The organism is Streptomyces sp. CRCS-T-1 (genome assembly GCF_024442335.1).
In the GTDB taxonomy this organism is placed as follows: domain Bacteria; phylum Actinomycetota; class Actinomycetes; order Streptomycetales; family Streptomycetaceae; genus Streptomyces; species Streptomyces koelreuteriae.
The window spans coordinates 4,955,408-4,973,936 of sequence record NZ_CP101651.1 but is presented as its reverse complement, the minus strand read 5'-3'; the positions used below and the strand labels follow the sequence as shown (position 1 = coordinate 4,973,936).

The window sequence follows — 18,529 nt, the reverse complement described above, 5'->3', positions numbered from 1 at the left end:
GCGTGTCACGGGCGGGCCGCGGCCGTGATCTTCAGGAGACGAGGATCAGGACGGCCGTGGGCAGCAGCGGCGCCGCCAGGCTCAGCAGCCAGTACGTGCGCGGAGCCAGCGCCGTCCGGCGCCGCAGCGGCATGTTGGCCAGCCACCAGATCACGCCGAACAGCGCGACGACCGGAACGACGATGACGAGCCAGACGGCCATGCCGTCGTTCTCCGTCGGCTCCCGCACCGTCAGCCCGAGATCGGCGAGCGGCCAGTTCGCCGCGAGGTACCAGAGCAACCAGATCGGCACCACCGCCGGGATCCCGAGCAGCAGGTTCACCAGGAGCGGTGCCGACCAGTGCTTCATCACCGGCCCATCAGAGCACCCTTTCGCCGCGCCGCCAGACCCCGGTGACCAGGGGGACGCCCGGGCGGTAGGCCAGGTGGACGTGGCTCGGGGCGTCGAGGAGTGTCAGATCGGCGTACGCGCCCGGCGTGACGCGGCCGATGTCGGTGCGCCGCAGGGCCGCCGCGCCGCCCGCCGTGGCCGACCAGAGGGCCTCGTCCGGGGTCATGCCCATGTCCCGTACGGCGAGCGCGACGCAGAACGGCACGGACGACGTGAAGGACGAGCCCGGGTTGCAGTCGGTGGACAGGGCCACGGTGACACCGGCGTCGAGGAGGCGGCGGGCGTCCGGCCACTCGGCCCGGGTGGAGAACTCCGCGCCGGGCAGCAGGGTGGCGACCGTGTCCCCGCTCGCCAGGGCGTCGACGTCCGCGTCCGTGAGGTGGGTGCAGTGGTCGGCGCTGGCCGCGTCGAGCTCGACGGCGAGCTGGACGCCCGGGCCGTAGGAGAGCTGGTTGGCGTGGATACGGGGGTGCAGGCCCTTGGCCTTGCCCGCGCTGAGGATCGCGCGGGCCTGGTCGCCGTCGAACGCGCCCTTCTCGCAGAAGACGTCGATCCAGCGGGCGTACGGGGCGCAGGCGTCGAGCATCTCGCCGGTGACCAGGGCGACGTAACCGGCGGGGTCCTCGGCGAACTCGGGGGCGACGATGTGGGCGCCGAGGTAGGTGACCTCGTCGGTGTGGGCGGCGGCGACGCGCAGGGCCCGGGCCTCGTCCTCGACGGTCAGGCCGTAGCCCGACTTGGTCTCGAAGGTGGTGGTGCCCTGGTGCAGCGCCTCGCGGAGGTAACGGGTGACGTTGGCCGCGAGTTCCGCGTCGCTCGCGGCGCGGGTCGCGGCGACGGTCGTGCGGATGCCGCCCGCGCTGTACGGCCGCCCCGACATACGGGCGTTGAACTCCTGCGTGCGGTCGCCCGCGAAGACGAGGTGCGAGTGGGAGTCGACGAAGCCCGGGATCACCGCCCTGCCACCCGCGTCGACCCGATTGTCAGTGGCGGGTGCTTTGCTTTGATCACCGGTCCACACGACGCGGTCGCCCTCGATGGCGACGGCCGCGTCATGGACCAGTCCGAGGGGGGATCTGTCACCGAGGGAGGAGTCGTTGGTGACCAGGCTGGCGATGTTCGTGATGAGCGTGCTTGCGGTGCTCGCGGAGTGGGCGGGGCTGACGGTCGTCGCGTTGCTCATGGCGTCCTTGGTGGCCTGGTCGGCGGTGGGGTCGGGTTCGGGGGCGGAGTCGGGCCGCCCAGGCGCGCGGCCCGGGGTCATCCGCGCAGGGCTTCGACGGCGTCCGCGAGGGCTTTCGGCACATCCGGTACGAGGGAGTGGACCCCGTTCCGTACAACGTGCCGACCTCCCACGACCGTATGCGACACGTCTGCTGCCGACGCGGCGAATACGGCCGTCTCGGCCCCGAGCCGCGGAAGCGGTCCAGCCGTTCTGACCGAGTCGAGCGCGACCGTCGTGAAGTCGGCGAGCGCGCCCGGTTCCAGGGCGCCGGCGTCCTCCCAGCCGAGGGCGGCGTGCCCGTCGGCCGAGGCCGCCCGCAGCAGGGCCGCTGCCGTCCAGTGACCCCGGGTGCGGGTGCGCAGCCGCTCGTTCAGCTCCAGCGCCCGCGCCTCCTCCAGCAGGTCGATGACGGCGTGGCTGTCGGAGCCGAGGGAGAGCGGGGAGCCCTCGTTCTGCAGGGCGGCAGCGGGCCCGATGCCGTCGGCCAGGTCTCGCTCGGTCGTGGGGCACATACAGGTGCCGGTGCCGCTGCCGCCGATGAGGGAGATGTCCTCGGCGGTGAGGTGGGTGTTGTGGACGCCGGTCGTGCGCGGCCCGAGGACACCGTGCAGGGCGAGCAACTGCGTCGGAGTGCACCCGTGGATCTCCAGGCAGGCCTCGTTCTCGGCGGTCTGCTCCGACAGGTGCACATGCAGCGGGGCCCGCCGCTCCTCGGCCCACCGCGCGACGGTCGCCAGCTGGTCGGCGGGCACGGCCCGTACGGAGTGGATCGCCGCTCCGATCCGCGCGTGATCCTGTTCCTTGAGAACTGAACAGCGTTCGGCCCAGGCGTCCGCCGTGCCGTCGGAGAAGCGGAGTTGCTGGGCGGAGGGCGGCTGCCCGAAGCCGGAGGAGAGATAGGCGGTGTCGAGGAGGGTGACGCGGATCCCGGCTTCGGCGGCGGCCGCGATCAGGGCCTCGCCCATCGCGTTGGGGTCGGCGTAGGGGGTGCCGCCGGGGGCGTGGTGGACGTAGTGGAACTCGCCGACCGCCGTGATGCCGGCCAGGGCCATCTCGGCGTACACGGCGCGGGCCAGGGCGTGGTAGGTGTCCGGGGTGAGCCGGGCGGCCGTGGCGTACATGACCTCGCGCCAGGTCCAGAAGGTCCCGGACCCGACCTGGACGGTGCCGCGCAGGGCCCGGTGGAAGGCGTGGCTGTGGGCGTTGGCCAGCCCGGGGAGGGTGAGGCCGCGCAGGATCTCGGCGCCGGGGGGCGGGGTGGTGACCTCGGTGCGGACGGCGGTGATCCGGTCGTCGTGGACGTCAAGGGCGACGCCCGGCTCGACGTGCGTGCCGAGCCAGGCGTGTTCCAGCCAGTACGTACGGGGCTGCTGGGTGGGCGTCACGTGCGGGCCAGTCCTTCCAGTACGTCGGCGAGGGCGAGTACCCCGGCCACGCAGTCGTCCTCGGTCGCGGACTCGGCCGGCGAGTGGGAGACGCCGGTCGGGTTGCGCACGAACAGCATGGCGGTCGGGATGCTCCCCGACAGGATCCCGGCGTCGTGTCCGGCGCCGGTGCCGAGGACGGGGACCGTGAGGCCGGTGTCCTTGCCGAGGATGCGGGCGAGTTCGTCGCGCAGGGCGTGGTCGAACTCGACGACGGGGGTGAAGGACTCGCGGACGACGGCCAGATCCACGCCGTGGGCGGCGGCGTACTCCCCGGCCGCCTTCTCCACTCCGGCGACCACGGCGTCCAGGCTGTCCTGGTCGGCGGCGCGCGAGTCGAGCCAGCCGCGCACCAGGGAGGGGATGGCGTTGACGCCGTTCGGCTCGACGGCGATCTTGCCGAAGGTGGCGACGGCACCGGCGAGTTCCGCCTCGCGACGGGCGGCGAGGACGGTCTCGGCGTAGGACAGCATGGGGTCGCGCCGGTCGGCGAGCCGGGTGGTGCCGGCGTGGTTGGCCTCGCCCCGGAAGTCGAACCGCCACCGGCCGTGCGGCCAGATCGCGCTGGCGATGCCGACCCGGTCGCCGGACAGGTCCAGGGCCCGGCCCTGCTCGACGTGGAGTTCGACGAAGGCGCCGATCCGGGCGAGCCGTTCGGGGTCGGGGCCGATGGCGTCGGGGTCGTATCCGGCGGCCTCCATGGCGCGCGGCAGCGTCACGCCCTCGCCGTCGGTGAGCCGGTGCGCCTGCTCGCGGGTGAGCTGTCCGGCGGTGAGCCGGGATCCGACACAGGCGAGCCCGAACCGGGCGCCCTCCTCGTCACCGAAGTTCACGATGGCGAGGGGGCGGGTGAACCGCGTGCCCCGGCCGCGCAGTTCGTCCAGCGCGGCGAAGGCGGACACGACTCCGAGGGGCCCGTCGAAGGCCCCGCCGTCCGGCACGGAGTCCAGATGCGACCCGGTGACGACGGCGTCCCCGGCGGCGGGATCACCGAGCCAGGCCCACTGGTTGCCGTTCCGGTCGGTCTCGTAGGTGAGGCCGCGCGCCCGGGCCTGCTCCTGGAACCAGGCCCGGCAGTCCCCGTCGACCCCGCTCCAGGCGAAGCGCCGGTAGCCGCCGGAGGCGGGGTGACGGCCGAGGGGGAGCAGCTCGCGCCACATCCGGTGGAAGGAGTCGCCGGTGGGGTCCGGCAGCGCGTCGGCGGTTTCCTGGGTCACGCGTCGTCACCCTCGCGCATCGGGACCCGGACGCCCTTGTCCTGTGCGACGGACTCCGCGATGTCGTACCCGGCGTCGACATGCCGGATGACGCCCATGCCGGGGTCGTTCGTGAGGACGCGGCGGATCTTCTCCCCGGCCAGTTTCGTGCCGTCGGCCACCGTCACCTGCCCGGCGTGGATCGACCGCCCCATGCCGACGCCGCCCCCGTGGTGCAGGGAGACCCAGGACGCCCCGGACGCCACGTTCACCATCGCGTTGAGCAGCGGCCAGTCGGCGATCGCGTCGGAGCCGTCGAGCATGGCCTCGGTCTCCCGGTAGGGGGAGGCGACGGAGCCGCAGTCGAGGTGGTCGCGGCCGATGACGACCGGCGCGGCCAGCTCCCCGCTCGCGACCATGTCGTTGAACCGCTCACCGGCCTTGTCTCGCTCGCCGTAGCCGAGCCAGCAGATCCGGGCGGGCAGGCCCTGGAAGTGGACCCGCTCCCCCGCCATCTTGATCCAGCGGGCCAGGGACTCGTTCTCCGGGAAGAGGTCGAGGATCGCCTTGTCGGTCTTCGCGATGTCGGAGGCCTCGCCGGACAGCGCGGCCCAGCGGAAGGGGCCCTTGCCCTCGCAGAACAGCGGGCGGATGTAGGCGGGGACGAAGCCGGGGAAGGCGAAGGCCCGGTCGTAGCCGGCGAGCTGGGCCTCGCCCCGGATGGAGTTGCCGTAGTCGAAGACCTCGGCGCCGGCGTCCATGAAGCCGACCATGGCCTCGACGTGCGTGGCCATGGACTCGCGGGCCCGGGTGGTGAACCCGGCCGGGTCCTTCGCGGCGGCGTCGGCCATGTCCTCGAAGGCCGTGCCGAGGGGCAGATAGGCCAGCGGGTCGTGGGCGGAGGTCTGGTCGGTCACGATGTCGATGGGGGCGCCCATGGCGAGCAGCTGCGGCAGCAGCTCGGCGGCGTTGCCGAGGACCCCGATGGACAGCGGCCGGCGGGCGTCACGGGCCTCGGTGGCCAGCTGGAGGGCGTGGTCGAGGGACTCGGCCTTCACGTCCAGGTACCGGTGCTCGATCCGCCGCTCGATGGCACGCGGGTCGCAGTCGATGCAGATCGCCACACCGTCGTTCATCGTCACGGCGAGCGGCTGGGCGCCGCCCATGCCGCCGAGACCGGCGGTGAGGGTGATCGTCCCCGCGAGGGTGCCGCCGAACTTCTTCGCGGCGACGGCGGCGAAGGTCTCGTAGGTGCCCTGGAGGATGCCCTGGGTGCCGATGTAGATCCAGGAGCCGGCGGTCATCTGCCCGTACATGGTCAGGCCGAGGGCCTCCAGGCGGCGGAACTCCTCCCAGTTCGCCCAGTCGCCGACGAGGTTGGAGTTGGCGATGAGGACGCGCGGGGCCCACTCGTGGGTCTGCATGACACCGACGGGTCGGCCCGACTGGACGAGCATCGTCTCGTCCTGCTTGAGCGTCCTCAGGGTGCGGACCATCGCGTCGAAGGAGCGCCAGTCGCGGGCCGCCTTGCCGGTGCCGCCGTAGACGACGAGCTTGTCGGGGTGCTCGGCGACCTCCGGGTCGAGGTTGTTCTGCAGCATCCGCAGGGCGGCTTCCTGCTGCCATCCCAGGGCGCTCGGTTCCGTGCCGCGCGATGCTCGGACGGGGCGGGGTCCTGACATGGGCTGCCTCCCGGCGGTCTGTTGTTACGTCTATTCACATCCTGGCTTCATGAATAGAGCTAGTCAATACATGGGGCGGTCGGCGCGGCGGTGCCCCGGATGTTTGGCTGGATCCATGGATGACGACATTCAGGCAGGCGAATTCGGCGCCGGGCGGGCGGCCCGGCGGGACGAGGCGGTGCGGGCGGCCGTGGAGCAGGGATTGGTCGGGGCCGACAGCCCCGTCGTCGGGCTGCTGGACGTCACCGGCATCCGGGAGTCGGCGGCGGAGCTGCGGGCGGCGTTCGACGCGGTCGTGGCCCCGGGCACGCCCGTGCTGCACGCCTTCGCGGTGAAGGCGACCCCGCTGGTGCCGGTGCTGCGGCTGCTGCGCGAGGAGGGCATCGGAGCGGAGGTGGCGAGCCCGGGCGAGCTGGCACTGGCACGGGCGGCGGGGCTGAGCCCGGAGATGACGGTCCTGGACTCCCCCGCCAAGACACCGGCCGAGCTGCGCGAGGCGCTGGACCTGGGCATCGCCGTCAACGCGGACAATCCGCAGGAGCTGGACCGCCTCGACGGCCTGATGAACGCCGATGCCGGCGGCAGTCGCTCACCGCTCGGGATCCGGGTGAATCCGCAGGTCGGCGGGGGCTCGATCGGGGCGACCTCGACGGCCACGGCGACCTCGAAGTTCGGGGTGGCGCTGCGTGACGAGGGGGCCCGGGAGTGGGTCGTACGGGCGTACCAGGACCGCCCGTGGCTGACCCGGCTGCACGCGCACACCGGGTCCCAGGGCATCCCGCTGTCGCTGCTGGCCCGGGGGGTCGCGGAGGTGTACGCGCTCGCCGAGGAGATCAACCGGCGGATCGGGCGTCAGCAGATCGACACGCTCGACATCGGCGGCGGGCTGCCGGTGAACTTCGCGTCGGACGCGACGACGCCGACGTACGAGCAATACGCGCGGACGCTGGCCGAGGAGGTGCCGGGGCTGTTCGACGGGCGGTACGGGCTGGTCACGGAGTTCGGGCGGTCACTGCTGGCCAAGCACGGCACGGTGGTGGCGCGGGTCGAGTACGCGAAGTCCTCCGGCGGGCGGGCGGTGGCGGTGACGCATGCCGGGGTGCAGGTCGCCACGCGGACGGTGTACGCGCCGGAGAGCTGGCCGCTGCGGATCGGGGCGTACGACGCGAAGGGGCGGGTGAAGGAGGGGCCCGTCGTGGTGCAGGACGTCGCGGGGCCGGCCTGTTTCTCGGGGGATCTGCTGGCGGAGGGGCGGTCCATGCCGGTGCTGGAGCAGGGGGATTACGCGGCGGCGCTGGATACGGGGGCGTATTACTTCGCGCATCACTATGGGTACAACTCCCTTCTGCGGCCTGGGGTTTATGGGTTCGGGCCGGGTGGGGAAGGGGGTGTGGTCTTCGCGGTCGTGCGGGAGGCGCAGACGGTTCAGGAGGTTGTGGCGGAGTCTGGTGGGGCGTATGTGGAGGGGCTGACGCAGTCGCCGTTGGGGCTTCCGTAGTCACCGGTCTGCGGGTGCGTTGTGGTTGTTCGCGCAGTTCCCCGCGCCCCTGGAAGGCCGACTACACCAGCGACGGTGATTTCCTGCGCGCCCCGCCCGGGGCCGCGTCCCCCGCTGCGATGCCCGTGCTGCGGTACGCCTTGACCTGCTTGCCCGCCGGGCTGCCCGCGTCCCCGCGCAGCCAGTCCACCCGGACCCACAGCAGCGCCTCGTCGGACCGCTCCCGGCGGCCCAGCCAGGCCGCCTTGAGCCATAGGCCCGCTCCGCAGCCGGCCAGGAGCAGGCCACCGGTGGCCGGGGTGGCGAAGGCGGTGGCCAGGGCGGTGAGGAAGGCGAGGAGGAGCCACCAGCGGTGGTGGCGGCGCCAGTTGCGTACCGTCACCGCGCGGTCCTGGAGTACGTCGTGCTTGGCGGCGCGGGACGCGGAGGCGGCCAGGGTGACGTAGCGCTTGCGGCCTCCGTGGGCCACCGCCGCCGTCGCCAGGACGAACAGTGCCGCCCCGGCCAGGACGCCGATGCGGCGGCCGGTCAGTCCCGGCGTGAGGACGCCGACGCCCGCGGCACACACGCCCAGCCACCACAGCGGTGCGGCCCCCGCCCGTACGACGACGGCGACCCGGGCCAGTCCATGTCCGTGTGCATGTCCGTGTCCATGTCCACTGCGCGTCACGTTCAGCCTCCGTACGGTCTCCGAAGCCTCTGGGGGGCAGAGACGCACGTTAGCGACGCAACGTGAGACACGGATGAGAGGACGATGCCCCTGCCGTCAGTCCACGAACAGCCCCCGCGCCGCCGCCTTCGCGTCGAACTCCTCCAGGCGGGACTGGGCCTCGGGCAGGTCGTCGCACATTGCCTCCAGCAGCACCCGGCCGAGCAGCATCGGCGCGCAGGCCGTGTCGAAGGCCAGGCCGGTGCCGACCGCGGCGGGGATGAGCAGGTCGGACACCTTGGCGACCGGTGCGAAGGCGGAGTCGGCGACCGTGACGACGGTCAGCCCGGCCTCCTTGGCGTGGGCGAGGGTGTCGACGACCTCGCGGGGATGCCTGGGCAGGGCGAAACAGAGCAGTGCGGTCGCACCGGCCCGGACGGCGGCGTCGATGCGGTCCTGGACCATCGTGCCGCCCTCGTTGAGCAGCCGTACGTCGGGATGGACCTTGGCGGCGAAGTAGGCGAAGCCGTGTGCCTGGGCGGCGGCCGCCCTGAGGCCCAGGACGGGGAGCGGACGGGAGGCCGCGAGGAGGCGCCCGGCCCGCTGCACGGGCCCGGTGTCGGCCAGGGCCTCCGCAAGGTGGCGCAGGTTCTCGATCTCGGCCTCGACGGCCTGCTGGTACTCGTTGACGGACCCGGCGTCCGCCGCGGGTTCGGCCGGGGCGACCTCGCGCAGATGGCGGCGCAGGGCCGGATAGCCGTCGAAGCCCAGGGCCACGGCGAAGCGGGTCACGGACGGCTGGCTGACCCCGGCCAGTTCGGCGAGCTCCACGCTCGACAGGAACGGCACATCGGCGGCCCGGCGCACCATGCTGTGCGCGATGCGCCGCTGGGTCGGCGTCAGCCGGTGGCCCTCGAAGAGCGCCTGGAGCCGCGCGGCAGGGCTGTCGGTCACGCTCATGACGTGCTCCCCCTCGCCTATTCAGTAGCTGAGGATTCTGCATGAGCATATGCAGACCGGCAAGCGGGAGTGGAGGGCCGCCCCCGGGCTGCCCCGGGTCGCCCCCGTCCCGACACGGGGGCTAACCCCAGTGCGGCGGGCCCTGCTTCTTTCTACCTTGGGTCTCATGACCGGAATGGACGCGCGGGACACCGAGCTCAAGAAGGAACTCGACGCCACCCTGCACGCGCGCAGGGAGCTGGGCGAGGAGTACGAGTCCGCGCTGGTCGACTCGTTCCTGGAGAAGGTCGACCAGCGGATCGACGGCGCGGTGGACCGCCGGGTGCGCCGGCAGCTCGCCGAGCAGCAGATGCAGACGGCCCGGGAGTCCCGGTCGCCGCGCCCCACGGACTCCTGGGGCGAGCGCTTCGGCTTCGGCATCGTCTCCCTGGTCCTCGCGGTGCCGCTGTCCGCGATCGGCGGGGGCGTGGCCCGGCTGCCCGGCATGCTCGTCGCCTGGGCCGGCATCGTGGGCGTCAACGTCGTCCAGGCCCTGCGCACCAACCCGGATCTGTTCGGCCGCCGCAGGTCCTCCCGGGACAGCGGCTGGGAGGACTGAGCGGGCGTAGGCGGTTCAGGCCTGCCGGGTGGGCAGCGCGACGATCTGCCGCAGATTGACCCGGCGCGGCCGGCTGGTCGTGTAGGCCACCAGGTCGGCCAGTTCCTCGGCGGACAGCGTGCCCACCTGGTCCCGCAGCTCCGCAACCTGCCGGGCCAGTTCCGCGTCGCCGATGTGGGTGAGCAGCTCGCTCTCGACGAACCCGGGTTCGATGTTGGTGACCCGGACGTCCCGCGGCCCGAACTCACCGCGCAGGGAGTCCGACAGGTAGGTGACGGCCGCCTTGGTCGCGCCGTACACCGCGTAGTTCGGGAAGCTCATGTGCGCGGCGATGGACGAGATATTCACGATGTCGGCCGTACGGCCGTCGGCCGCCGCGCCCACCAGGTCGCCGGTGAAGGCGCCGGTGATCCGCAGCACCCCGGCGACGTTGGTGTCGAGCATGCGCTGCCACTCGTCGGTGCGCCGGGCGTCGACGGGGTGCGGCAGCATGACGCCGGCGGAGTTGACGACCAGGTCGACGGGCCCGTACTCGGTGTGGATCCGGTCGGCGGCGGCTTCCACGGACGCGTCGTCGGTGACGTCCGCGACGACGGCCAGGGCCTGTCCGCCGTCGGCGCGGATCTTCCCGGCGAGCTCCGTCAGCCGTTCCTCACGCCGGGCCAGCAGCGCCACCCGTGCGCCCCGGGCGGCCAGCAGGACGGCGATGGCCTCGCCGATCCCGCTCGCGGCCCCGGTGACGACGGCGGTGCGGCCGGCCAGGTTCTCGTACGACATGGGAGATCCCCTCGGTGGTGGCCGGGGCGTCTCCCCGGCCTCGTCCACCACCCTCGGCGCCCTCGGCCGCCCTACCCAGGGGGGCGCTTTTCCTGGGTCTGCCAGTACCAGGCTCAGCGCGCGCGGGGGGCCTAGGCTCGAAGGCATGGACGGAGAACTGGGAGATTTCCTGCGCTCGCGCCGCGCCCGTATCCAGCCCGAGGAGGTGGGGCTGCCCACCTACGGCCGCCGCCGTGTCCCGGGTCTGCGCCGCGAGGAGGTGGCGCAGCTCGCCGGGGTGAGCGTCGACTACTACGTCCGTCTGGAGCAGGGCAGGGGGCCGGGGGACCCCGCCCGGACGAAGTCCGGGGGCGTGTCCGACGCCGTGCTGGACGCGGTGGCGCGGGTGCTGCGGCTGGACGAGGCGGAGCACGCGTATCTGCGGGCGGTCGCCCGGCCCCGTCGGGCGGAGAACGTTCCGGGCGGGTCGAGGGTGCGCCCGGGTGTCCAGCTGATCCTCGACGGCATGGACCGCAACCCGGCGTACGTCCTGGACCACCGGATGGAGGTGCTCGGCTGGAACGCGCTCGCCGACGCCCTGCTCGACTTCACCGGCGCCGGCTCCGACGAGCGCAACATCCCGCGCCGCGTCTTCCTCGATCCCACCGCCCGCGAGGTCTATCCGGACTGGTCCGCGATCGCGGGCCAGACGGTCGCCCATCTGCGGCTGCAGGCGGGCCACCACCCGGGGGACTCCGCCACCGGGGAACTCGTCGCGGAACTCTCCCGCGTCAGCGAGGACTTCCGCCGCCTGTGGGCCGACCATCTGGTCAAGCCCTGCGACCACGGGGTGAAGCAGCTGCGGCACCCGGTCGCCGGCCTGCTGACCCTCCCGTACGAGACCCTCGCGATCCCCGGGGCACCGGACCAGACGATCGTCGCCTACGCGCCGGAGCCGGGCTCGGAGACGGCGGAGCGCCTGGCGCTGCTGGGGAGTTGGGCGACGAGCCGGGCCGGCTGAGGCCGGGGAGATGATGCGCGGGGACCGCCGCACCCCCTGTTCGGGGGGCGGGACGACGGCGGTCCCCGCGAGGGACGCGGGCCTGGTCAGGGCCGGGCTGGCGCGTCAGTAGGGTCCATGGAGGTCCGGGAGCCGCTCCGGAGGTCCGTGACGCCTACGGCGTCGGCCGGGGCGGGGAGCCGCTCCCGCCCTGCCGACACCCACCAATGTGCAGGACTCGTGTTAAGCGGGTGCTGCGCGAACGTGACACGCTCGTACCACTTCCGCGAAGTCCGCGAAGATCACGGACGCCGCAAGTTCACCCGGTTCACGGGTGGTTCACCTGGTGGCCGCCGCCGCTTTCCCGGTCCGGGCGAGGAAGGACAGCAGGTCCTGCCGGCTGACGACACCGGTCGGCTTGCCCTCGACCAGGACGATCGCCGCGTCGGCCTTGCCCAGCACGGCCATCAGGTCCTCGACCGGTTCGCCGGAGCCGACCTGGGGCAGCGGGCCGCACATGTGCTTCTCCAGCGGGTCCTCCAGGGAGGCGCTCTTGCTGAACAGCGCGTCGAGCAGCTCGCGTTCCACGACCGAGCCGACGACCTCGGCGGCCATCACGTCGGGGTGGCCCGCGCCCGGCTTGACGACCGGCATCTGCGAGACGCCGTACTCGCGCAGCACGTCGATGGCCTGGCCGACCGTCTCGTCGGGGTGCATGTGGACGAGGGAGGGCATGCGGTCGCCCTCCTTGTCGGCGAGGACGTCGCCGACGCGGGCGCTCGGGCCCGAGTCCTCCAGGAAGCCGTAGTCGGCCATCCACTCGTCGTTGAAGATCTTGCTGAGGTAGCCGCGCCCGCTGTCCGGCAGCAGCACCACCACGACGTCGTCCGGGCCGAGCCGCCCGGCGACCTCCAGCGCGGCCACGACCGCCATGCCGCAGGAGCCGCCGACCAGGAGGCCCTCCTCCTTGGCCAGGCGGCGGGTCATCTGGAAGGAGTCCTTGTCGGACACGGCGACGATCTCGTCCGCGACGGTCCGGTCGTAGGCGGTGGGCCAGAAGTCCTCGCCGACGCCCTCGACGAGGTACGGCCGCCCGGAGCCGCCGGAGTAGACGGAGCCCTCGGGGTCGGCGCCGACGACCTGCACCGTGCCGTCGCTGATCTCCTTGAGGTAGCGCCCGGTCCCGGAGATGGTGCCGCCGGTGCCCACGCCCGCGACGAAGTGGGTGATCTTCCCCTCCGTCTGCTCCCACAGCTCCGGGCCGGTGGAGTGGTAGTGGGAGAGCGGGTTGTGGGGGTTGGAGTACTGGTCGGGCTTCCAGGCGCCCGGCGTCTCACGGACCAGCCGGTCGGAGACGTTGTAGTACGAGTCCGGGTGCTCGGGGTCCACCGCGGTCGGGCACACGACCACCTCGGCGCCGTACGCCCGCAGCACGTTGATCTTGTCGGTGCTCACCTTGTCGGGGCACACGAAGATGCACTTGTACCCCTTCTGCTGCGCCACGATGGCGAGTCCGACCCCGGTGTTGCCGCTGGTCGGCTCCACGATCGTGCCGCCGGGCTTGAGCGCGCCGCTCTCCTCCGCCGCCTCGATCATGCGCAGGGCGATGCGGTCCTTCACGGACCCGCCGGGGTTGAAGTACTCCACCTTGGCCAGGACGGTCGCCCTGATGCCCTTGGTCACGCTGTTGAGCCTCACCAGCGGGGTGTTGCCGACGAGGCTGATCATCGAGTCGTGGAACTGCACCGTTGTCTCCGGATGCCGCAGAAGAAGTGGTCTGTGTGGTGCCGCCAGCCTATGTGCTGCCCGTCGTCCGTGACGGTCGTTCACTCCGCGTTGAGATTGGGCGACGGCCTGTACGGGGCAAGCACAGGGTGTACGGGTTCGAGGAGGTGGCGGCGACGCATGACGAGCATGTCGAGGGCGAGAGTGGCCCGGCGGATCGCGGCCGGCGCGGCATACGGCGGCGGCGGTATCGGTCTGGCGGGGGCGGCCGCCGTGGGGCTGGTGCTGGCCGAGGTCCAGCTGGCGCGGCGCCGGGTGGGCAACGGCACGTCAGGTCACGTGCCGCACGCGGACGGGCTGTACGGCCGTGCGTACGCCGGCCCCGGTCAGTCGCCGCTGCGGCTGACCATGCTGGGCGACTCCACGGCCGCGGGCCAGGGCGTGCACCGGTCCGGGCAGACACCGGGGGCGCTGCTGGCGTCGGGCCTCGCGGCGCTGGCGGAGTGCCCGGTGCAGCTGCGCACGGTGGCGACGCCCGGGGCCCGTTCGGACGACCTGGACCGCCAGGTGGCCCTGGTGCTGGCCGACCCCGATCCGGCGCCCGACATCTGCGTGATCATGGTCGGCGCGAACGACGTCACCCACCGCATGCCCCCGACCCGCTCGGTGCGCTGCCTGGCCTCGGCGGTACGGCGGCTGCGCACGGCCGGTGCGGAGGTGGTGGTCGGCACCTGTCCCGACCTGGGCACGATCGAGCCGGTCCGGCAGCCGCTGCGCTGGCTGGCGCGCCGGGCCTCCCGCCAGCTGGCGGCAGCCCAGACGATCGGGGTGGTCGAGCAGGGCGGCCGGACGGTGTCCCTGGGCGACCTGCTGGGCCCCGAGTTCGCCGAGAACCCGCGCGAGCTGTTCGGGCCCGACAGCTACCACCCCTCCGCCGAGGGCTACGCGACGGCGGCGATGGCGGTCCTGCCGAGCGTCTGCGCCTCCCTCGGCCTGTGGCCGGCCGAGGAGGAGCGCCCGGACGCCTCCCGTCGCGAGGGCTTCCTGCCGGTGGCCCGGGCGGCGGCGGAGGCCGCCTCGGAGGCGGGCACGGAGGTCGCGGCGGCGATGCCGACCGGGTCGCGGGGACCCTGGGCCCTGCTGAAGCGGAGGCGGCGCCGGCGGGTGCCCGAGCAGGAGCCGGCGCCCGCGACGCCCTCGAATTGAGGACAGGGAAAGCAAGCGCTTAGTAAACTGCGGTCAGGGTCACACCGCGAGACCCGTGACCCAGGCCATACGTACGGGTAACTTCCCAGACAGCCCAAGCAGACCACCCGGTACGTCAATGGAGCCGTGATGCCCGAAGCCGTGATCGTCTCAGCCGCCCGCTCCCCCATCGGCCGCGCCGTCAAGGGCTCTCTCAAGGACCTCCGCCCGGACGATCTGACCGCGACGATCGTCCAGGCCGCCCTGGCCAAGGTCCCCGAGCTGGACCCCAAGGACATCGACGACCTGATGCTCGGCTGCGGCCTGCCCGGCGGCGAGCAGGGCCACAACCTCGGCCGCATCGTGGCCGTACAGGCGGGGATGGACCACCTGCCGGGCTGTACCGTCACCCGGTACTGCTCCTCCTCCCTGCAGACCTCCCGCATGGCCCTGCACGCCATCAAGGCCGGCGAGGGCGACGTCTTCATCTCGGCCGGCGTCGAGACCGTCTCCCGGTACGCGAAGGGCAGCTCCGACGGCCTGCCCGACACGCACAACCCGCTCTTCGCCGACGCCGAGGCCCGCACCGTCGAGACCGCCCAGTCCGAGGGCTCGACCTGGCACGACCCGCGCGAGGACGGCCTGCTGCCCGACCCGTACATCGCGATGGGCCAGACCGCCGAGAACCTGGCCCGCGCCAAGGGCGTCACCCGCCAGGACATGGACGAGTTCGGCGTCCGCTCGCAGAACCTCGCCGAGGAAGCCATCAAGAACGGCTTCTGGGAGCGCGAGATCACCCCGGTGACGCTCCCCGACGGCACGGTCGTCTCCAAGGACGACGGCCCCCGCGCCGGCGTCACCCTGGAGGGCGTCCAGGGCCTCAAGCCGGTCTTCCGCCCGGACGGCCTGGTCACCGCCGCCAACTGCTGCCCGCTGAACGACGGTGCCGCCGCGCTCGTGATCATGTCCGACACCAAGGCCCGCGAGCTGGGCCTCACCCCGCTCGCCCGCATCGTGTCGACCGGCGTCTCCGGCCTCTCCCCCGAGATCATGGGCCTCGGCCCGGTCGAGGCGAGCAAGCAGGCGCTGCGCCGCGCGAACCTGTCGATCGACGACATCGACCTGGTCGAGATCAACGAGGCGTTCGCCGCCCAGGTGATCCCCTCCTACCGCGACCTGGGCATCCCGCTGGAGAAGCTGAACGTCAACGGCGGCGCCATCGCCGTCGGCCACCCCTTCGGTATGACCGGCGCCCGCATCACCACCACGCTCATCAACTCCCTCCAGTTCCACGACAAGCAGTTCGGTCTGGAGACGATGTGCGTCGGCGGCGGCCAGGGCATGGCCATGGTCATCGAGCGCCTCAGCTGAGCACCGCACCGTAGCCGTCCTGGCACCGGCTGTGAGGTACCGGCCCGGAACCCCGGAAACCCCAGGGTTCTGGGCCGTTTTGTGATCCAATCTCCCCCAGGATGTGACCTATCTCCCTCCATCCGGGGAGAAGCGCAGGTCACAGTAGCCACACCCCCTCCCCCGAGGGCGAAGCCCTGTCCGTTTGGTGACGTTACGCACTGACAGCTGGTTAGTCCGCCCTTCAAGCTGATGTAGGAAGTCGGGGGTCGACTTTGAACCGGGAGTACGTCAGTGAGCGCCATGCCGATCGCGTTGCTGGTCACCACGGCCGCCACGGGCGCCGTGGGCGTTGCCGTCCTGCGCACCGTTCTGCAGCTGCGGCGACAGGTCGCGGCCCTGCACACCGCGCTGGCCGAGAGCCGGGCCGCCACCACGCGTGCGCTGCTGCCGGCCGCCCGCAGCCATGCCGACGCCGAGGAGATACGCGCCGCCGTCGCGGCCGCCCTGGCCGAGGAGCGGGAGCGGGAGCTCGCCGAGGCGCGGGCGTTCTGGGCCGCCCAGGAGACCCGTGACGCCTCCGACGCCCCGACCCTGCTGGGCCTGCCCGACCCCGATCTGTTCCTGCCCCGGCAGGCCGATTTCGCGGGTCTGGAGCCGGTCTCCGAGTCGGGCGCGGACACCGAGGAACCGGCCGCCGAGTCCCCGGAGCTGGCCGCGGCCCGCCGCCGCCACCCCTCCCACCCGGACTTCGTACCGGCGCAGTCCCCCGTGGCGAACGACCACGAGCGCACGGTCGCGACCCTGGAGGAGCTGGCCTCCTCCCGCGTGGAACTGACGGACGTCCGCCCGGGCCCGCTGGGCACCCTCGACGTCTACGTCTTCGCCGACGGCACGACCCTCTGCATGACCCCGGGCCACCGCGAAACAGCGGAACACCTCGCGACAGCACTGCGCGCGGGCGAGACCCCGATTCTCCTGGGCGGCTCGGGCGTATCAGGGGCGTACTCGCTCACCTTCGAGTGCGGCGAAGAGAACGTCTACATCCTGGCCGACCGAGTGATCGCGTCCCTCTAGGGGCGCGGGGCTGTATCGATGTACGGCTCCGCCGCGTGGGCGCGAGCAACCACACACAACCGGCCCACGCGAACGGCGCTAAACCCCCGCCCGCTTCTGCGCCTCCTCCACCACCCTCACCGCGTCATCGACATCGGCCTCACTGGGAATCACCACCGCCAGATCATGCACGGCAACAGTGATCTGATCTGCGGCAGCAAACATCCCCGCATCCGGCATCTCCCGAGGCTCCACCCCCGGCTCCTCAAGGGCCTGCGCCCTCCGGGCCAACTCCCGGGCCAGCCCGAGAGCCTCGGCGGCAGCGCCCCGCTGCAGCCGGCTCTGGGGCGCGGCCCTCAAACGATCGGCGAAGTGATCCACCGCACGGGTCAGAGGCGTCGTATCAACCACGCCGCGAGCGTACGCGTCGCACCGGGACTGTTGCCAACGGGCGAACACTCAGGCACGGTGACCTGAAGGACCGGCTTACATCCCAGCGTCCGGAGGCGCCGATGTCCCAAGTCTTCTCCGAAGAGACCCATCGCAACCTGCTAGCCCGCATCCCGCACTGCACCGGTCGTGAAATCACCGACTGGCTTCGCACCGTCGAAGACGGTCCGGCGCTCTTCCGCTTCGAGGAAAAGGTCAGCTGGCTCCGGCACGAACACAACCTGGCCTACGGCCACGCCAAGGCGATCGTCCACGAGTACGACCTGAGGAGGGCCGCGCGCAAACTGCTCTAGGCGCGGACAACGACAGAGGACAACGAGAAGGGCCCCGGCCGAAGCCGGGGCCCTATCGCGTGCGACGGTCAGGACTGGCCGTACTAGTCGCTGCTGTTGAGGATCGAGATGAGCCTCAGGAACTCCAGGTAGATCCACACCAGCGTCAGCGTGAGGCCGAAGGCCGCGAACCACGCCTCCTCGCGCGGAGCACCGTAGGCGATGCCGTCCTCGACCTGCTTGAAGTCCAGGGCGAGGAAGCAGGCGCCGAGGATGATGCCGATGACGCCGAAGATGACGCCGAGGGCACCGCTGCGGAAGCCGAGGCCGTCACCGCCGCCGAACACCGCGAACAGCAGGTTCACGGTCATCAGCAGGATGAAGCCGAGCGCGGCCGCCATCACGAAGCCGTAGAAGCGGCGGTTGACGCGGATCCAGCCGGCCTTGTAGGCGATCAGCACACCGGCGAAGACCGCCATGGTGCCGATCACGGCCTGCATGGCCGCGCCGTCGGCGATGCGGTTGTCGACGATGTTGGAGACGACGCCGAGGAAGACACCCTCGAACGCCGCATACGTCAGGATCAGCGCGGGCGAGGCCTTGCGCTTGAAGGACTGGACGAACGCCAGGACCATGCCGATCAGCGCGGCGCCGATACCGATGCCGTAGCTACGGCTGATGTTGGCGTCGTCGATCGGCAGCAGGGCCCAGGAGAGCGCGGCGGTGAGGATGAGCACACCGAGCGTGCTCGCCGTGCGCAGGACGACGTCGTCGATGGTCATCCGGCCTGTGGTGGCCGGCGCCTGCGGCGGTGCGCCGTGCTGCAGGTCCTGCTGGGCGTAAGGGTTCTGCGCGTACGGGTTCTGCGCGTACTGGTCGCCCGTCGGCTGCGCGTACGGGTTGCCCTGCGTGGCGACAGCGGGACCCCCGGCCTGCGGCGCGGTGTTGAAGCCCGCGTAGCCGTTGTCGCGGCTGAACCCCCGTCGCGAGAAGACCGGGTTTCTGCTCCTCATTTCACTCCTCCATGGCCACACGTCATGGCCTTGGCTCAAGAGTAATAGGTAGGCAAAGGAATGACCCTAGTGCTTGGGGAGGATCTTTCCCTCATCGTG

18 protein-coding genes are annotated in these 18,529 nt (G+C 72.0%); 7 read left to right on the top strand and 11 right to left on the bottom strand.

The window, feature by feature from the left end; all coding sequences use genetic code 11:
- Positions 1 to 31: 31 nt before the first annotated feature.
- From NNW99_RS22685 to hutU, 5 genes are read right to left on the bottom strand one after another with little or no spacing between them, the layout of a single operon-like run.
- Complete coding sequence (locus tag NNW99_RS22685) at positions 32 to 349, bottom strand: hypothetical protein (protein ID WP_215120977.1); 318 nt, start codon at positions 347 to 349, stop codon at positions 32 to 34.
- Between the two features lie 10 nt (positions 350 to 359).
- Positions 360 to 1,655, bottom strand: coding sequence for an imidazolonepropionase (hutI, locus tag NNW99_RS22680; RefSeq protein WP_215120976.1), 1,296 nt, complete (start codon positions 1,653 to 1,655; stop codon positions 360 to 362).
- The gene (locus NNW99_RS22675) at positions 1,652 to 3,001 is read right to left on the bottom strand and encodes a formimidoylglutamate deiminase (RefSeq protein WP_215120975.1); all 1,350 of its coding nucleotides are present in this window, start codon (positions 2,999 to 3,001) and stop codon (positions 1,652 to 1,654) included. The genes hutI and NNW99_RS22675 overlap by 4 nt, the downstream gene beginning before the upstream one ends.
- Positions 2,998 to 4,200 carry an allantoate amidohydrolase gene (locus NNW99_RS22670; RefSeq protein ID WP_215124409.1) on the bottom strand — a complete coding sequence of 401 codons (1,203 nt, stop codon included), beginning with the start codon at positions 4,198 to 4,200 and terminating at the stop codon, positions 2,998 to 3,000. The genes NNW99_RS22675 and NNW99_RS22670 overlap by 4 nt, the downstream gene beginning before the upstream one ends.
- Positions 4,201 to 4,253: 53 nt before the next feature.
- Complete coding sequence (gene hutU, locus NNW99_RS22665; RefSeq protein WP_215120974.1) at positions 4,254 to 5,918, bottom strand: urocanate hydratase; 1,665 nt, start codon at positions 5,916 to 5,918, stop codon at positions 4,254 to 4,256.
- Here hutU and NNW99_RS22660 point away from each other — a divergent pair.
- Entirely contained in the window at positions 5,917 to 7,416 is a 1,500-nt protein-coding gene (locus tag NNW99_RS22660; protein WP_215120973.1) for a diaminopimelate decarboxylase, read from the top strand. The two genes, hutU and NNW99_RS22660, sit on opposite strands and share 2 nt — an antisense overlap.
- A gap of 61 nt (positions 7,417 to 7,477) precedes the next feature.
- Here NNW99_RS22660 and NNW99_RS22655 read toward each other — a convergent pair whose 3' ends face one another.
- Positions 7,478 to 8,086 (bottom strand): hypothetical protein, encoded by a 609-nt coding sequence (locus NNW99_RS22655; RefSeq protein ID WP_215120972.1) that lies wholly within the window; start codon positions 8,084 to 8,086, stop codon positions 7,478 to 7,480.
- Positions 8,087 to 8,182: 96 nt separating this feature from the next.
- On the bottom strand, positions 8,183 to 9,025 hold the full coding sequence (locus NNW99_RS22650; RefSeq protein WP_193480035.1) for a MurR/RpiR family transcriptional regulator: 843 nt from the start codon (positions 9,023 to 9,025) through the stop codon (positions 8,183 to 8,185).
- A gap of 175 nt (positions 9,026 to 9,200) precedes the next feature.
- Between NNW99_RS22650 and NNW99_RS22645 the strand changes: the two genes are divergently transcribed.
- A complete protein-coding gene (locus NNW99_RS22645) occupies positions 9,201 to 9,623 on the top strand; it encodes a hypothetical protein (RefSeq protein ID WP_215124408.1) in 423 nt (140 codons plus the stop codon).
- A gap of 15 nt (positions 9,624 to 9,638) precedes the next feature.
- On the opposite strand, the gene NNW99_RS22640 is transcribed toward NNW99_RS22645, so the two are convergent.
- Entirely contained in the window at positions 9,639 to 10,400 is a 762-nt protein-coding gene (locus tag NNW99_RS22640; RefSeq protein ID WP_215120971.1) for an SDR family oxidoreductase, read from the bottom strand.
- Between the two features lie 145 nt (positions 10,401 to 10,545).
- On the opposite strand from NNW99_RS22640, the gene NNW99_RS22635 reads away from it, so the two are divergent.
- A complete protein-coding gene (locus NNW99_RS22635; RefSeq protein WP_215120970.1) occupies positions 10,546 to 11,400 on the top strand; it encodes a helix-turn-helix transcriptional regulator in 855 nt (284 codons plus the stop codon).
- Between the two features lie 318 nt (positions 11,401 to 11,718).
- Here NNW99_RS22635 and NNW99_RS22630 read toward each other — a convergent pair whose 3' ends face one another.
- A complete protein-coding gene (locus tag NNW99_RS22630; protein ID WP_215120969.1) occupies positions 11,719 to 13,125 on the bottom strand; it encodes a cystathionine beta-synthase in 1,407 nt (468 codons plus the stop codon).
- A 159-nt stretch (positions 13,126 to 13,284) separates the two neighbouring features.
- On the opposite strand from NNW99_RS22630, the gene NNW99_RS22625 reads away from it, so the two are divergent.
- The 3 genes from NNW99_RS22625 (at position 13,285) to NNW99_RS22615 (ending at position 16,716) form a co-directional block, all read left to right on the top strand.
- On the top strand, positions 13,285 to 14,310 hold the full coding sequence (locus NNW99_RS22625) for an SGNH/GDSL hydrolase family protein (RefSeq protein WP_215120968.1): 1,026 nt from the start codon (positions 13,285 to 13,287) through the stop codon (positions 14,308 to 14,310).
- A 129-nt stretch (positions 14,311 to 14,439) separates the two neighbouring features.
- Entirely contained in the window at positions 14,440 to 15,660 is a 1,221-nt protein-coding gene (locus NNW99_RS22620; RefSeq protein ID WP_215120967.1) for an acetyl-CoA C-acetyltransferase, read from the top strand.
- 273 nt (positions 15,661 to 15,933) lie between these two features.
- Positions 15,934 to 16,716, top strand: a complete 783-nt coding sequence (locus NNW99_RS22615; protein WP_215120966.1) for a hypothetical protein — start codon at positions 15,934 to 15,936, stop codon at positions 16,714 to 16,716.
- Between the two features lie 78 nt (positions 16,717 to 16,794).
- Here NNW99_RS22615 and NNW99_RS22610 read toward each other — a convergent pair whose 3' ends face one another.
- The gene (locus NNW99_RS22610; RefSeq protein ID WP_215120965.1) at positions 16,795 to 17,106 is read right to left on the bottom strand and encodes a hypothetical protein; all 312 of its coding nucleotides are present in this window, start codon (positions 17,104 to 17,106) and stop codon (positions 16,795 to 16,797) included.
- A 101-nt stretch (positions 17,107 to 17,207) separates the two neighbouring features.
- Between NNW99_RS22610 and NNW99_RS22605 the strand changes: the two genes are divergently transcribed.
- Positions 17,208 to 17,438, top strand: coding sequence for a DUF4287 domain-containing protein (locus NNW99_RS22605; RefSeq protein ID WP_215120964.1), 231 nt, complete (start codon positions 17,208 to 17,210; stop codon positions 17,436 to 17,438).
- A gap of 83 nt (positions 17,439 to 17,521) precedes the next feature.
- Here the strand turns inward: NNW99_RS22605 and NNW99_RS22600 are convergent, their stop codons facing one another.
- Positions 17,522 to 18,430 carry a Bax inhibitor-1/YccA family protein gene (locus tag NNW99_RS22600; RefSeq protein ID WP_215120963.1) on the bottom strand — a complete coding sequence of 303 codons (909 nt, stop codon included), beginning with the start codon at positions 18,428 to 18,430 and terminating at the stop codon, positions 17,522 to 17,524.
- Positions 18,431 to 18,529: the final 99 nt, after the last annotated feature.

Coding starts and splice junctions, on each gene's coding strand:
- NNW99_RS22685 (WP_215120977.1), bottom strand. CDS start 349: ATGAAGCACTGGTCGGCACCGCTCCTGGTGAACCTGCTGCTCGGGATC.
- hutI (WP_215120976.1), bottom strand. CDS start 1,655: ATGACCCCGGGCCGCGCGCCTGGGCGGCCCGACTCCGCCCCCGAACCC.
- NNW99_RS22670 (WP_215124409.1), bottom strand. CDS start 4,200: ATGTGGCGCGAGCTGCTCCCCCTCGGCCGTCACCCCGCCTCCGGCGGC.
- NNW99_RS22660 (WP_215120973.1), top strand. CDS start 5,917: ATGGGCTGCCTCCCGGCGGTCTGTTGTTACGTCTATTCACATCCTGGC.
- hutU (WP_215120974.1), bottom strand. CDS start 5,918: ATGTCAGGACCCCGCCCCGTCCGAGCATCGCGCGGCACGGAACCGAGC.
- NNW99_RS22650 (WP_193480035.1), bottom strand. CDS start 9,025: ATGAGCGTGACCGACAGCCCTGCCGCGCGGCTCCAGGCGCTCTTCGAG.
- NNW99_RS22645 (WP_215124408.1), top strand. CDS start 9,201: ATGGACGCGCGGGACACCGAGCTCAAGAAGGAACTCGACGCCACCCTG.
- NNW99_RS22640 (WP_215120971.1), bottom strand. CDS start 10,400: ATGTCGTACGAGAACCTGGCCGGCCGCACCGCCGTCGTCACCGGGGCC.
- NNW99_RS22635 (WP_215120970.1), top strand. CDS start 10,546: ATGGACGGAGAACTGGGAGATTTCCTGCGCTCGCGCCGCGCCCGTATC.
- NNW99_RS22625 (WP_215120968.1), top strand. CDS start 13,285: ATGACGAGCATGTCGAGGGCGAGAGTGGCCCGGCGGATCGCGGCCGGC.
- NNW99_RS22620 (WP_215120967.1), top strand. CDS start 14,440: ATGCCCGAAGCCGTGATCGTCTCAGCCGCCCGCTCCCCCATCGGCCGC.
- NNW99_RS22605 (WP_215120964.1), top strand. CDS start 17,208: ATGTCCCAAGTCTTCTCCGAAGAGACCCATCGCAACCTGCTAGCCCGC.
- NNW99_RS22600 (WP_215120963.1), bottom strand. CDS start 18,430: ATGAGGAGCAGAAACCCGGTCTTCTCGCGACGGGGGTTCAGCCGCGAC.